10 protein-coding genes are annotated in these 15,215 nt (G+C 55.9%); 6 read left to right on the plus strand and 4 right to left on the minus strand.

Features of this window, described 5'->3' with window-relative positions:
• Nucleotides 1-122 precede the first annotated feature (122 nt).
• From mfd to ALIPUT_RS11740, 3 genes are all read right to left on the minus strand, one after another.
• Nucleotides 123-3,392, minus strand: coding sequence for a transcription-repair coupling factor (gene mfd, locus ALIPUT_RS11730; protein ID WP_227088863.1), 3,270 nt, complete (start codon nt 3,390-3,392; stop codon nt 123-125).
• A 303-nt stretch (nt 3,393-3,695) separates the two neighbouring features.
• Complete coding sequence (locus tag ALIPUT_RS11735) at nt 3,696-5,246, minus strand: Rne/Rng family ribonuclease (protein WP_004330230.1); 1,551 nt, start codon at nt 5,244-5,246, stop codon at nt 3,696-3,698.
• Nucleotides 5,247-5,703: 457 nt separating this feature from the next.
• On the minus strand, nt 5,704-5,976 hold the full coding sequence (locus ALIPUT_RS11740) for an HU family DNA-binding protein (protein ID WP_004330232.1): 273 nt from the start codon (nt 5,974-5,976) through the stop codon (nt 5,704-5,706).
• Between the two features lie 495 nt (nt 5,977-6,471).
• On the opposite strand from ALIPUT_RS11740, the gene porX reads away from it, so the two are divergent.
• From porX to ALIPUT_RS11755, 3 genes are all read left to right on the plus strand, one after another.
• The gene (gene porX, locus ALIPUT_RS11745; RefSeq protein WP_004330234.1) at nt 6,472-8,022 is read left to right on the plus strand and encodes a T9SS response regulator signal transducer PorX; all 1,551 of its coding nucleotides are present in this window, start codon (nt 6,472-6,474) and stop codon (nt 8,020-8,022) included.
• Nucleotides 8,023-8,025: 3 nt separating this feature from the next.
• Nucleotides 8,026-8,442 carry a tRNA (adenosine(37)-N6)-threonylcarbamoyltransferase complex ATPase subunit type 1 TsaE gene (gene tsaE, locus ALIPUT_RS11750; protein WP_004330235.1) on the plus strand — a complete coding sequence of 139 codons (417 nt, stop codon included), beginning with the start codon at nt 8,026-8,028 and terminating at the stop codon, nt 8,440-8,442.
• 552 nt (nt 8,443-8,994) lie between these two features.
• On the plus strand, nt 8,995-9,408 hold the full coding sequence (locus ALIPUT_RS11755) for an SRPBCC family protein (protein WP_040294002.1): 414 nt from the start codon (nt 8,995-8,997) through the stop codon (nt 9,406-9,408).
• 206 nt (nt 9,409-9,614) lie between these two features.
• On the opposite strand, the gene ALIPUT_RS11760 is transcribed toward ALIPUT_RS11755, so the two are convergent.
• The gene (locus ALIPUT_RS11760) at nt 9,615-10,214 is read right to left on the minus strand and encodes an NUDIX hydrolase (protein ID WP_004330239.1); all 600 of its coding nucleotides are present in this window, start codon (nt 10,212-10,214) and stop codon (nt 9,615-9,617) included.
• Between the two features lie 62 nt (nt 10,215-10,276).
• Between ALIPUT_RS11760 and dpp5 the strand changes: the two genes are divergently transcribed.
• The 3 genes from dpp5 (at nt 10,277) to ALIPUT_RS11770 (ending at nt 15,158) form a co-directional block, all read left to right on the plus strand.
• Entirely contained in the window at nt 10,277-12,415 is a 2,139-nt protein-coding gene (gene dpp5, locus ALIPUT_RS11765) for a dipeptidyl-peptidase Dpp5 (RefSeq protein ID WP_004330240.1), read from the plus strand.
• 194 nt (nt 12,416-12,609) lie between these two features.
• Nucleotides 12,610-12,756, plus strand: a complete 147-nt coding sequence (locus ALIPUT_RS13065) for a hypothetical protein (protein WP_004330241.1) — start codon at nt 12,610-12,612, stop codon at nt 12,754-12,756.
• A 17-nt stretch (nt 12,757-12,773) separates the two neighbouring features.
• Nucleotides 12,774-15,158: a PCMD domain-containing protein gene (locus ALIPUT_RS11770; RefSeq protein WP_004330242.1), complete on the plus strand. Its 2,385-nt coding sequence runs from the start codon at nt 12,774-12,776 to the stop codon at nt 15,156-15,158.
• Nucleotides 15,159-15,215 lie beyond the last annotated feature (57 nt).

The raw sequence follows: 15,215 nt of genomic DNA on the forward strand, positions 1-15,215 counted from the left end.
AACCCTGCGGAGCGTTATGCCGTCCTCCGACCCTCTCCCGAGGGAGGAACTTCGGGAAAAAGACGAGGCATATCGGTCGCGTTCGGGCAAGTCCATACATCAAAAATACTCCCCAGCTCTTTCTACAAAGATTTAAGCACCTCGTATCCCGCTGCGACATCCTTAATCCCCCTAACGGTCATCGCCAGGCGATTATTGTGTTGCTTGAGAACAAATCGGTCGGGGCGCTGCGTCACTTTGCGCAAAAGCTCCATGAACGTATCGCTCTTGTAGTAAGGAGAATCGTCGTCGCCTACGAAATGGACGATCATCAAGCCGTTTTTGACCTTCACGCGCTCCATACCCAGCCGCACGGCCTCCCACCGCAGGCGGACCACATTGAGCAGCTCGGCAGCGGGCCGGGGCAACGGACCGAAGCGGTCGATCATCTTGGCCTCGAAACTCTTGAGCATCTCCTCGTTGCGGGCCGTATCCAGCTCCCGGTACAAGCGCAGTTTCTCGGCGGGCTGCTGCACGTAGGAGTCGGGCAGCTCGGCCTCGACGTCGATCTCGATCACGCTATCCGAAATATAGCTCATCTTATCGACCACGCCCTGCTCGGCATCGCTCATGCCGGGCATCTCGAGTCCCTCCGAGCGGAGTTCGGCGATCGCCTCCTGCATGATCTTCTGGTAGGTTTCGAAACCGATGTCGGCGATAAAGCCGCTCTGCTCGGCGCCCAACAGATTGCCGGCGCCCCGAATGTCGAGATCCTGCATGGCGATATTGAATCCCGAACCCAGATCTGAGAACTCCTCGATGGCCCGCAGGCGCCGCCGGGCATCCGGAGTCAGCAGCTCGTCGCCGGGCGAAAGCAGGTAGCAATACCCCCGCTGGCTGCCGCGTCCCACACGTCCGCGCAACTGATGAAGATCGCTCAAGCCGAAATTCTGGGCATTATTGACGATGATCGTATTGGCGTTGGGAATGTCGATGCCGTTTTCGACGATCGTGGTCGAAATCAACACGTCGAACTCCCCGTAGATAAAATCCATAATCAGCTTTTCGAGCTGTTCGGCCGGCATCTTGCCGTGGCCGATTCCCACCCGCGCCCGGGGGCAGAGCCGAGTAACCATACCCTGAAGCGTCATCAGATCCTCCACCCGGTTGTGGACGAAATAGACCTGTCCACCCCGATCCAGCTCGGCATTGACAGCGTCGCGGATAATCTCCTCCGAAAAGAGATGCGACTCGGTAATGATCGGCTGTCGGTTGGGCGGCGGCGTCGAGATGACGGAGAGGTCGCGCGACCCCATGAGCGAGAATTGCAGCGTGCGGGGAATCGGCGTCGCGGTGAGGGTCAGCGTATCGACATTGACGCTCATCTGCGTCAGCTTCTCCTTGGCCGCCACGCCGAACTTCTGCTCCTCGTCGATAATAAGCAATCCCAGGTCGTGGAATTTCACCTGCTTGCCCAGGATCTTGTGCGTACCGATCAGGATGTCGATGCGACCCTCGGCCAGCTCAGATAGGATGCGGGACGTCTCTTTCGAAGACTTGGTCCGGTTGAGATATTCGACCTTCACGGGAAAATCCCGGAGCCGATGTACGAAGGAGCGGTAATGTTGCAGGGCCAGAATCGTCGTAGGCACCAGCACGGCCACCTGCTTGCCGTCGGTCGCGGCCTTGAACGCCGCTCGGATCGCCACTTCGGTCTTGCCGAAGCCCACATCGCCGCAAATCAAACGATCCATCGGCTGATTGGACTCCATGTCCCGCTTGACGGCCTGCGTCGCGGTCTGCTGATCGGGCGTATCCTCCCACATGAACGAAGCTTCCAGCTCCTGCTGCAAATAGGTATCCGGCGAAAAGGCAAATCCCTTGCTGGCTTTGCGCTTGGCATAGAGGGCGATCAGTTCGCGCGAGATGTCCTTGACGGCCTTCTTGGTCGCGGTCTTGAGCTTCTGCCAGGCTCCGCTGCCCAATTTGTAGATTTTGGGCGCTTCGCCTTCGCCGCTCTTGTATCGCGAAATACGGTGCAAGGCGTGCACATGCACGAACAGCACGTCGTTATCCTTATAAATCAATTTAATAGCCTCGTGCACCTTGCCGTTCTCGTTGATCTTGACCAGACCGCCGAAACGCCCCACGCCGTGATCGATATGCACCACATAATCGCCCATGCGGAGCTGATTCAACTCTGCGACGGTCATCTGCTCGTCGCGCTTGATCTCGCCGTTGATCCGATAGCGCTGGTAGCGGTCGAAAATCTGATGGTCGGTATAGAAACAAAGTTTCAGGTCGTGATCGACGAAACCCTCGTGCAGCGTGATCGGCAGGGGGTTGATCTGCGCCTCCTTACGCCCCGACTGGTAGAAAATGTTCTCCAGCCGTTCGAGCTGCGCCCGGTTTTCCGACAGGATATAGGTTTTATAACCGCGCTGTCCATTGGAAATGATGTCGTCGGCCAGCAATTCGAAATTCTTGTTGAACTTGGGCTGGGGAGCCATGCGGAACGCGACCGTCGCATCGGCCGGCCGCTCCTTCAGGCTATCACGCAATTCGAACAAACGCATCCCGGCCATGTCCTGCAACAACACCTTCCGGCTCACCAGATGGGTGTCAATCTCCGCAGGTTCCTCCATCTCCCCCAGAACCTTGCGACGCAGATCGTTCACGCGCCGCAGTACGTAGTCGGGATCGAAAAACCAGTAAGTCGCCTCTCCTGCAAATGCGAGCAGCGAAATCCGATCCCCGGCAAAACCGTTCAGGTTCGGAACGATCTCCACCTCGTTCAGCCGGTCGGCGGAAAGCTGACTGGAAATCTCGAATCGGCGGATCGAATCCACCTCTTCCCCGAAAAAGTCCAACCGGTAAGGTTTGCTCTCGGAAAAGGAAAACACGTCGAAGATACCGCCACGCAGCGAATACTGTCCGGGTTCGTAAACGAAATCCACCTTCGTGAACCCCGAATCGGCCAGCAACTCCTCCAGCTCTCCGATCGCCAGCCGGTCGCCGACCTTCACCCGCACGGTTTCGCGCCGCATCGAGTCGGGGTCGGTCACCCGTTCGGCCAGAGCTTCCGGATAGGTACAGATAATCCGGTATTCGCCCGCAGCCATTTCCCGACGCAGAGCACTCAACGCCGCCGTCCGCTGCACGACACCCTGCGCATCCTCCGTACCGTAAACGATCGAACGCTTGTAGGAGCCCGGAAAAAAGTAAACCTGTTTTTCGTCGAGCAGGGCATAAAAATCGTTGAGCAGGTAGGCCGCCGCATCGCGGTCTTCCGCCACGAAGACGTGCGTACCGCCCGTTCGGGCGATCAGGGCAGCGGCATAAACCGAGAGAGCCCCGCCGACCATATCGCGCAGAAGAACGGTCCGCCCCGCCGAATCGTACGCACGACGCATCGCGCCGAGAGGCTCCGCTCCGGCGATCAACTGCAAGATATTCGGTTTATTTCCGGGACCCATATTCCGCCCAGCTAAAAGATGCCCTGCAGGAATCGATTCCGCAAGGCGCTCAAACGATTATTCAACTCCGTGTATTCGTATCGGCTGCAGATCGTACCTGCGACCGAACATGTATGTCTTTCCACCTTCCGCCTTTGTCCGGCTCCGGACTTCGTCCGCCTTCCGGCCAGTAAAAGGGGCCGAATCCCATCCGGCACATCGACCGAGTCCATGCCTCCGCCCCTGCGGCATCCGGTATCTCTAATCCTTATACAGGTCTTTGCCCTCCTTGTCGTAGTAGTGGACATCGACGATACCGACGCTCTGGTCCGCCACGATCTTCAACTGGATCTTATACTTCCACATCCAGCGGCGGCGCAACGACCACAGGCCGTGATTCAAGTAGGTCGAAACGTAAGGGCTGACGCGCAACTTGATATATTTGTGCCCCGCATCCTGGGCCAGATAGGAGATCTTGTTCTCGATCTTCTTGTCGAGCAGAACGGTCGGCTCGATACGCCCCGTGCCGTTGCACGTGGGACAGACGTCCGTAACATCCTGCACGGCGACCGGACGCACCCGCTGGCGGGTGATCTGCATCAGCCCGAACTTGGTCAGCGGCAGCACCGTATGCTTGGCCTTGTCGGTGGCCATCAGCTTGTTCATCTCCTCATAGAGCAACTGACGGTTCGCAGCCTTGTGCATATCGATAAAGTCGATGATGACGATACCGCCCAAATCGCGCAGACGCAATTGCCGGGCGATTTCGCGTGCAGCGGCCAGATTGACATCGAAAGCCGTCTGCTCCTGATCGTCCTCCGCCTTGGTGCGATTGCCCGAATTGACGTCGATGACGTTCATCGCCTCCGTGTGCTCGATAATCAGGTAAGCGCCCCGGCGCAACGACACGTACTTGGCGAAGAGCGACTTGATCTGCTTCGAAATGTCGAAATTGTCGAAGATGGGGACGTTGCCCTTATAAAGTTTTACGAGTTTCTCGCTTTGCGGTTCGATCTGACGGATGTAGTTCTGAATCTCATGGTACATCGCTTCGTCGTCCACGACGATCTGCGAAAAGGCGCCTCCCAACGAATCCCGGATAATGGTGTTGGCCCGGTTCATCTCACTCATCAACTGGGCCGGAGCAGGGTTCTTGCGAATATTTTGCAGGGTCTTCTGCCATTTGTCCAACAGGGAGCGGATATCCTGTTCGATATCGCTGTCCTTGGCCTCGACAGCCGCCGTGCGGATGATAACGCCGAAATTCTTCGGCAAAACGGCGGCTGCAATGCCCTTGAGCCGCTTCTTCTCCTCCGCCGAGCGGATCTTCTGCGACAGGAACACCTTCGACGAAAAAGGCACCAGCACCACGTTACGTCCAGCCAGCGAAATATCGGCCGTCAGACGCGGTCCCTTGGTGGAAATCGCCTCTTTGGCCACCTGCACCATAACGGTCTGCCCCACCTGCAGGTAGGAGCCGATCTTGCCCGACTTTTCGATCGGCGGCTCCAGCTTCATCGCATCCAGGCGGATTCCCCGCTTGCCGGGCTGGTAACTCGCCACCAGCTTCTGCAACGAAGAGAACTGGGAGCCCAGGTCGAGATAGTGGATAAAGGCATCCTTCTCATGGCCGATATTGACGAACGCGGCGTTCAGCCCCGGCATGATCTTGCGCACCTTGCCCAGATAAATATCCCCTACGGCGAATCCCGTCTGGCACTGCTCCTTGTTGAGCTCGACCAGCACCTTGTCCTCGCACAGGGCGATCGAAATCTCGGTCGGGTTTACATTGACTATTAATTCTCGGTTCATATATATTTTCGTCCCGCAGACCGCGGCGACGATTCTGACATTATGGGGTTTGCGGCTGTTCGGCGTTCGGGAAGCACAGCCCGGCTTCCATTGTTTTCAACTCGCCTGGTCCGTAGAGGACGATATTGCGGCACATTCCCTTCGCAAAAAGCCTCTTTTGGCTTTTCGGGAGCGGATTCGATATACGGTGATACGTTCACAAACACATCGTCCTCTCCTTCCCGACGATCCGACACATCCCGCCCTGCGAACGGAGCGGGAATCGGAAAACAGGTAAAGCTAAAAGGGCCTCGCACCCTTTTAGCTTTATCTACCTTAATTAGCACTAAGGCGTACTACCTACTTTTTCTTGTGACGATTCTTGCGAAGACGTTTTTTACGCTTGTGGGTCGCCATCTTGTGACGCTTATGTTTCTTTCCGTTCGGCATAACTGTAATTGTTTAAAGTTTCTATTATTTATTTAACTTTTGCCGCAAAACTCTTTGCAGGCTTGAAGGCCGGAATGTTGTGGGCCGGGATCGTAATGGTCGTATTCTTGGAAATGTTACGAGCCACCTTCTTCGCGCGTTTTTTCACGATGAAGCTGCCGAAACCACGGAGATATACATTGTTGTTCTGCGCCAGGGAACCCTTGATGCTCTCCATAAAAGCCTCGACGATAGCCTGGACCTGTACTTTTTCAGCACCGGTACTTTTAGCGATTTCGCTAACGATATCTGCCTTTGTCATACTCTTTATATTTATAAGTTAAACTCTATTTCGGGACTGCAAATATAAGTTTTATTTGATTATATCACAACAAAGTAGAACATTTTTTTGCAATTCACCTCGCCCGCGTCGCGCCGCAGTTCGAAACCCCTTACTCAAATACCGGGCCATAAAACCGCGCTTCGATACCCGGCGGGCCGACCGGAGCCGGACCGTATCGAAGAATATCCGGAAAAAGGCAACGCATTATCAAACAACCCGATAGCCGGAACCGGACACCGCCGCCCGAAAGTTTCGTCCGTCGGGCACAATAAATTGCCCGAAATTCGCATTGTATAATTGGTAAAATCACTATTTTTGTAGAAGATAGGATCCGGTTCGGCAATCCCGGCGGGCAAGCCCGCAACCTTTCACTATCTTTGACATAGTCTTAGATAGAATGCGCCTCGGGAAACCGGGACAGGTTCCCGTTTTCTCCCGGCTTTCACTATCTTTGTTTCAACTAAAACCGCGAATATGGTCAAAATACTTTGGGTGGACGACGAAATCGAACTATTGAAACCCCATGTGCTTTTCCTCCGGGGAAAAGGTTACGAAGTCGATACCTGCAACAACGGATACGACGCGATCGACATGGCGACGGAGGGCAACTACGACCTCATCATCCTGGACGAGATGATGCCGGGTATGACAGGACTCGAAACCCTTCCGAAAATCAAGGAAATACGCCCCACTACTCCGGTCATCATGGTCACCAAGAGCGAGGAGGAGAACATCATGGACAAGGCCGTCGGGTCGAAGATCGCCGACTACCTCATCAAACCCGTGAATCCCAACCAGGTGCTGCTCTCGATCAAGAAGAACGTCCACTCCCAGCAGCTGGTCACCGAACAGACCACGGCCGATTACCGGGCGGAGTTCGGACGCCTCTCCTCGGCACTCCAGATGGCCGACAGTTTCGCCGACTGGTGCAACGTCTATCGCCGGATCACGAACTGGGAGATCGAGCTCTCCGATTCGACCGACCAAAGCATCAAGGAGGTCATCGAATACCAGAAGCACGAAGCCAACCAGGAGTTCTGCAAGTTCGTCCGCAGGAACTACTACGACTGGATCAACAAGCGTGACGAAACCACCCCGGTCATGTCGCATACGCTCATGCGGTCGAAGATCTTCCCGGTGGCAGACGAGAATCCCAAGACCACGCTGCTGCTGATCGACAACTTCCGCTACGACCAGTGGCGCTCGATCAGCCCCCTGCTGCGCGGCTACTACGACATCGCGGCCGACGATTTCTACTGCGCGATCCTGCCCACGGCGACCCAGTACGCCCGCAATGCCATTTTCGCCGGCCTGATGCCGCTGGCCATCGACAAGCTGATGCCCAACAAGTGGCTCAACGACAACGAGGAGGGAGGCAAAAACCAATACGAAGAACAGTTTCTGCAACGGCTGATGACCTCCAGCGGCAAGAACTACAAATACACCTTCGACAAACTGGTGCGCCCCGAGGCGGGCCGCAAGCTGATCGACAACATCCAGCGGATTTACGACGCCGACTTCTCGGTGATCGTCTATAACTTCCTGGACATCCTCTCGCATGCCCGCACCGAAACGGACATCATCCGCGAACTCACCGAGGACGAAGCCTCGTTCCGCTCGCTCACCCGTTCGTGGTTCGAACACTCCGACCTGCTGACACTGCTGCGCCTGCTCTCGGAACGCGGACACACGGTAATCATCACCTCGGACCACGGCACGATCCGCATCGACAATCCGGTGAAGGTGACCGGCGACCGCGAAACCTCGGCCAACCTGCGCTACAAAACCGGCCGCAACCTGGCCTACAACTCCCGCGAGGTATATGAAATCACCCGCCCGGAAGACATCCAGTTGCCGTCGATCAACTTGTCGTCGAGTTACATCTTCGCCTACAACACCGATTTCCTGGTCTACAACAACGACGCCAACCGTTACATACGGTACTACCGCAATACTTACCAGCACGGGGGAATCTCGATGGAAGAGATGCTCGTTCCCTACATCGTACTAAAACCCAAACAATAAATCATGCAGACCATCCACATCGACTCTCTGGACGAATTGCCGCACGCAGCGGCCGCCGTCATAAACGCGCTCGAAGGACGCTCGGTCGTCGTTTTCCGCGGCGAAATGGGGGCGGGCAAAACCACCCTGATCCGGGAAATCGTCGCCCGGCTCGGAGCCGACGACACAGTGACAAGTCCCACTTTCGCCATCGTCAATCAATATACGACCCGCGAAGGGAAGAATATCTATCACTTCGATTTCTACCGGATCAACCGGCTCGAAGAGGCTTACGACTTCGGCTACGAAGAATATTTCTACTCCGGGAATCTCTGTCTGGTCGAATGGCCCGAGAAGATCGAAGAGCTGCTGCCCGAAGAGGTGATGACCGTGCGGATCGCCGTCGGCGACGACGAAGAGCGCACGATCGAAATCGACTGACTCCCGATTCGGCCCAATATCCCTGTATAGTACTTCTCAACACAGACTTCCCGCCCTCCGGCTCCAGCAGGCGAGATCATCCGGCACACGGTTGCAACAGAGAGTGTGTGATCCAGCCCGGCTCGAACGACCGACTGCCGAAACGAATATCGGGCGTAGTAAGTTTCCCCACCCCGCAACGTGAAACGGGAAGGAGTCGGGAACCCGCCGGTCAGATTCGGCTCGCTACACTTTATCATCCTTGCAGCAAATAGGGGGGGGGCAGGCTCAAACGACCGACATTCGAAGCATACGCAGAGGACACTTGTGAACTCTACCATGCAAGGAATAGGAAAACAGAAAGTTAAGTTTGGATTAGCGCTCGGCTTTCACTATCTTTGACATAGTCTTAGATAGGATGCGCCTCGGAAAACCGGGAACAAGATCCCGTTTTCTCCCAGTTTTCACTATCTTTGGCCCCGAAAAATAAGGGCTTCGAAAAACGGTCGCCCGGGAAAAGCGAAAAATTTGCAAAAAAAGACAACCGCCGCTTTTGACGACAAACACACGACAATGGAAAAATACGAATCGAAACACCAACAGATACTCCGCTCGGCGGAACAGATTTATACGGTCATCAGCCGCTTCGACAATCTCACTCCTGCGGTGCAGGACAAGGTCGAAGAGTGGCGGGCCGACGAAAACAGTTGTTCATTCAAAGTCAAGGGCTTCACCGTCAATCTGCAAATCGTGGCCAAGGAAGCTCCCAAATACGTCAAGATACAGAGCGGCGAAGACGGCGTTCCCATCGACTTCACCTTCTGGATCCAGTTGCAGCCGGCAGGTCCCTACGATACCCGCATGCGGCTGGTGCTGCACGCGGAACTGAATATGATGATGCGTATGATGATCGGAGGCAAGCTCCAAAAAGCGCTCGACCAAATCGCCGAAGCCATGGCCAAAGCCATGAACGGCAGCGCGATGTAATACCGATGTAATACCAAATACCCAACGAAAAACCCGGTGCGATCTGCACCGGGTTTTTCGTTGATACCCTCGTTCCGGACAATACCGCAGTCTGAAACCGATACGGCAAGGCAAATTATCAGGCTGGAACCGCCTGTCCCGGACAGGCCGCGACATCGGGCCGGCAGAAAAATCGTCCTCTATCTATCCGGCACGAAAAGCGACCTCTATTTTTCCAAACATTCGAACACCCGGCGCACCGTAGGAAACATCCCTTCGAGCCGATCTTTCAGTTCGGCGGCCGGACACCACGCAGCCACATCGATTCCCTCTTCCCGCTGAGGTTTAAGGGCTCGGCTCGAAGAAACGCGCATTTCGAACCAGTGCGTAGCCTTGAGCTCCCACCGCCCGTGCATATAATAGGCATGCAACGTCCGGCAAAGGAAGCGAACCACCTCCGCACCCACAGCTCCCGTTTCCTCGGCGACTTCGCGCACGGCACATTCCGCCGTACTTTCGCCCGGCTCCACATGTCCTTTGGGCAAATCCCAGCGCCCGTTGCGGTGAATCATCAAATATTCGCCGCGATCGTTCACTACCACGCCGCCCGCAGCCTCGACAGCAGCGAATTCCTGCCGGAAGAGGGAAAACGCCTGCTCGGGATCGGGCGTACAAACCGCAACCTCATTGTGAGTTTCCAGAAAATTAAGTATCTTCGTCCGGGAAATACGCCCGCCCTGCGGAAGATCGACGGCAAAAAAACGTGCCGGCGACGTTTCATCGGTAAAAATCAGAGTTTTATCTGCAAAATATAGATAGATACGCATAAAAATCGCTATTGACAAGCGCAAATTTAAGTATAAATCATATGAAGTAAACCCGATCTCAAATGAAAAATTTATTCCTCTTTATGGCAATTACGCTCGTGGGACTCGGCGGATGCAGTGAAAAGCGCTCCCAGCCCCTCGCTATCGACAACTCGCTCACCCAGGAGGAGATCGCCGCCGGCGTTCTCTCGCCCGAAGTGATGTGGAAAATGGGCCGCGTAGGACTGGCCTCGCTCTCGCCCGACGCCAGTCGGCTGCTCTACACCGTCACCTGGTACAATATGCAGGAGAACCGGGGCGTTACGGCGATCTACGTTCGTGACGCCGCCAGCGGCGAAGTCGCCCAGCTGACCGACTTCTCGTCGAACAACTCCGATCCGAAATGGAATGCCGACGGCAGCAAGATCTACTTCCTGTCCGACCGCAGCGGAAGTTCGCAAATCTGGGAAATGGCTGCCGACGGACAAAATCCCCGCCAGCTTTCGAAACTCGACAAGGACATCGAAGGGTTCGGCGTAAATCCTGCGGGTGACAAAGTCTTTTATGTACAGGGCGTACAGGTCGCCGACCGCAAGTCGTCCGACATCCACCCGGACATGGCCGAATCGAAAGCCCGCGTTTACGACGACCTGATGTGCCGCCACTGGGACCGCTGGGATGAAGGCGAATACCGCCACATCTTCATCGCGGAGCTGACCTCCGGCGGCATCGGGAAGGGCGTGGACATCATCGGCGAAGGTGCGGAGTGGGACACTCCGCTGGCACCCTATTTCGATATGTCCGAAATCGCGTGGGCTCCGGACGGCACCCGACTCGCATACACCTGCAAACCGCTGACAGGTGCGAAATACGCCGTTTCGACCGACTCGGACATTTTCGTCTATGACACGGAGACAGGCGCCACGACCAACATCTGCAAGGGACTCACCCCCATCTCCGGTCACGATGCGGCAGCCAAAACCGAACTGCCTTTCGTCGGCTACGACAAATACCCCGTATTCTCGCCCGACGGCACCAAAATCGCATTCCGTTCGCAGCGTCGTGCGGGCAATGAAGCCGACAAGGAGCGTCTGATGGTCTGGAATTCCGAAACGGGCCTGGTGAAGGAACTCACGAAGAATTTCGACTACAACGCTACCAACGTCATCTGGGACGGCAGCGAAGCGCTTTGGTTCCTCGCGCCGATGGAGGCTACGCACCAGCTCTGCCGCGTGGACATGAACGGCAACGTTTCCGTACTGACCCGGGGCGATCACGACATCAACGCCGTATCGATCGCAAACGGCAAGGCCGTAGCCGATATCTGCACGATCTCTTCGCCCTCGGAGCTCTATGAAATCGACCTGAAAGACGGAGCCATCACGCAGCTCACGTTCATCAACCAGCCGATCCTCGACAAGATCCGCCTTGGCAAAGTCGAGAAACGCTGGGTGGAAACCACCGACGGCAAACAGATGCTGACGTGGGTAATCCTGCCGCCCGATTTCGACCCTGCGAAGAAATACCCGACGCTGCTCTACTGCGAAGGCGGTCCGCAAAGCGTCGTATCGCAATTCTGGAGCTACCGCTGGAACTTCCAGCTCATGGCCGCCAACGGCTACATCGTCGTCGCCCCCAACCGCCGGGGCGTGCCTTCGTTCGGACAGGAGTGGCTCGACCAGATCTCGGGCGACTACTCGGGCCAGAATATCCGCGACTACCTCTCGGCTATCGACGACGTCGCCAAGGAGCCCTGGGTGGACAAGGACCGCCTGGGCTGCGTCGGCGCTTCGTACGGCGGTTATTCGGTCTATTTCCTGGCCGGACACCACGACGGACGCTTCAAGGCTTTCATCTCCCACTGCGGTATCTTCGACTTCGAAGCCATGTACGGATCGACCGAGGAGCTTTTCTTCCTGAACAACGACTACGGAGGCCCCTACTGGGACAAGCAGAACGCGACGGCCATGCGTACCTATGCTAACTCGCCCCACAAGTTCGTCGATAAGTGGGATACGCCGATTATGATCATCACCGGCGAACTCGACTTCCGCATCCCCTATACGCAGTCGCTCGAAGCCTTCACAGCAGCACGTCTGCACGGTATCGACGCCCGTCTGGTCGAATTCGAAGACGAAGACCACCAGGTGATGAAGCCCCAGAACTCGGTGGTTTGGAACCGCGAATTTTTCGGCTGGCTCGACAAATACCTGAAAAAATAGCGTTTTTCAACCGTTTCGATGCGAACGGCGGCCTTCTTCCGGGAAGGCCGCCGTTCTATTTTCCACAACGGAATCGGAAGCCATTGATAAAAAAAGCGTATTGGTGACAACTTTTCCGTCGCTCGTTGAATTTATTTTTTTTCATGTTCCGCAAACTATAATTTTGACTTCGAACTTAAAATCAGATAAGCATTATGGAAACAACCAAGACGCTTCGCAAGTATGTGACCCCCAGCATCGGGGTTTTGGACATCCGCATAGAGCGCGGATTCGGCGACTCTTTCCCGGGCGGCACCGTAGAACCTATGTCGTACAACGACGCAACGAACGACAGTTACTAATTAAAACCATCGAACTTATGAACCGCATAATCAATACCCTTGCCCTCGCAACGGCCGGACTGGTTCTCCTCTGCGGATGCTCCGCCGATCCTGCGACGGATGAAGCCGCTCCGGGAGGGAACGACGGAAAAACCGTCCCTGTCTCTTTCGCCGCCGAACTGCCGGCAACCCGTGCGACGATCGAAATCGGCGACGACCGTTTCAACGGCGCCTGGGAGGTCGATATCGACAAACTCGGCATACACGCAACGCTGAACGGCGTCGCGCAAATCAACAAACCCTTCGTCTTTTCGAGCGAAGGCATTTTCAAAGGTGAACTCACTCCGGGAACCGGCGCCTGGACCTACCTGGCCTATTATCCCCACGGAGAGCAATCCCTGAACGGCACGTCGGCCACCATTCCTTTCGGCAATACCCGCATCCAGAAGGGCGGAACCTACAACAGCCTGTTCGACATTCTGATAGCACCCGCACAAACTACGGCCAATTCAGCGGAAGGCGTCGATGACAGCGGCGAAAGGATCCGCTTCAATATGCAGCGGCTGACGTCGATCCTGGATTTCGACCTGACCAATTCGACCTCCGACCCGATTCGCTGCGTGCTGCTGACGGCGGAAAGCGACGATTTCCTGTCGGCCAAATCCCTGAATTTCGACCTGGCACAAGGAGAGGCCGCCGCACCCGCACTCGACACGGAAGAACGGTCGAAGTCGATTCTGATAAACTTCGACGGCGGGTCTGCATCGGCCGCAGCTCAACTGGACGCCTTCTTCAATGTCCTGCCGGGCAATTACAACCTGAATCTGGACATCATCACCGCCACCAAACAGATGGCCTCCGTAAAGATCGACCGTACCGACAAGCCGTTCGAGGCGGGTGTCCTCTACAAGAAAGAGGTCGGCACGCTGACCCCCTCCGCCATTCCTGCCCCGTCGCTCGACTGGCCCGACCAGGACATCGACGCCACGCATGAAATCACGGTAGGGCCGGACCAGTCGCTCACCTACCCCGCAGCCATCGACATCACGGTACCGGGCGGTATCGCCGAACTGAAAGTCGAAATCGTTTCCGACGCCCTGAACTCGCTGGGGATACAAAACCTCGATCTGGTACACGAAACTTCGATCGCAGGAAGCATCCAATACAAAGACTTGGGTCTGAAATGCAGCACGGAGATCCAATATACGAAATCGACCGTATTCGACATCACCAAGCTCGTCCCGATGATTGCGATGCTCCCCGATGCAATCGGCAACCACGTATTCAAGGTGTCCGTTACCGACCTGGCCGGCCAGACGACCGTACAGGACCTGACCTTCCATTACGGCCAGGTAACGCTCGAAACCGCCGACCTGTGGCAAAATACCGCAACGCTGAAAATCGTCCCCTCCGCAACGGCCGCGAGCGCGACGCTCGAATACAAGCGCAGCACCGACGACGCCTGGCAGCAGGCGACCGTTTCCGACAACGGCAACGGCACTTTCACGGCCGCGATCGAGCCGACCTGGAGTTCATCGACCAACGAAATGGGTAAAACCGTTTACGAACCGGACTATGCCACCGGCGTTTTCGCAGGTACGACCTACGATTACCGCTTGAAGCTGGACGGTACAGAAAAGGAAACCGGCCGCTTCACGACGGCCAAAGGCGATGTAATTCCCAACGCGGACATGTCGGAATGGAGTACTGTTTCCCGGGCAGGTCTGTCCGGAAGCAAAGACGTTCCCTACCCCAATAAAACCGGAGATTCTTTCTGGGACTGCGGCAATAACGGCATCACGACAGATTTGTGTTCTTCTACCACGGATAAATTCGGCGCAGCGGCACCCGCAGCGAAACTGCAGAGCAAAAATATGTTCGTCCTGGCTGCAGGCAATCTCTTTACCGGGAGTTTCAACTATGCCAGCATGACCGGTACGGTGAAATTCGGCAGCAAATACACCTACACGGCACGTCCCAAGGCTTTGCGCGTAAAATATCACGCCACGACCGGCGACATCGACATCGTGCGATCGCAAAATCCGGCCCCCGGTGTGGCCAAGGGCGATCCTGACAAATGCCGTATCTTCGTGGCGATCGTGGACTGGTCCCAGCCCCACACGGTCGTTTCGGGAACCGGCTCGACCACGGGAGCCTGGGATCCGGCCAACGGAGCGGACGTCGTATCGGAAGCAGGTAAAGTCGTCGGCTACGGCTCGATGTGGATCGATCAAAGCACCCCCGGCGATGCCTTGGTTTCTTCCGAAGACGCACTCAAAATCCATTGGTACGAAGAGAAAGCTCCGGCTCCCACAGGGAACTACACGATCGTGATCTCATGCGCCGCGAATGCCTACGGCGACTACATGACGGGCTACTCGAAAGCCTGCCTCTATGTCGATGACTTCGAATGGGTATATTAACTCCATTCAGCGATATTCCGTCAAATACCTCCTTGGAATAAGGAGGTATTTGACGTT

The sequence above is a fragment of the Alistipes putredinis DSM 17216 genome (assembly GCF_000154465.1).
In the GTDB taxonomy this organism is placed as follows: domain Bacteria; phylum Bacteroidota; class Bacteroidia; order Bacteroidales; family Rikenellaceae; genus Alistipes; species Alistipes putredinis.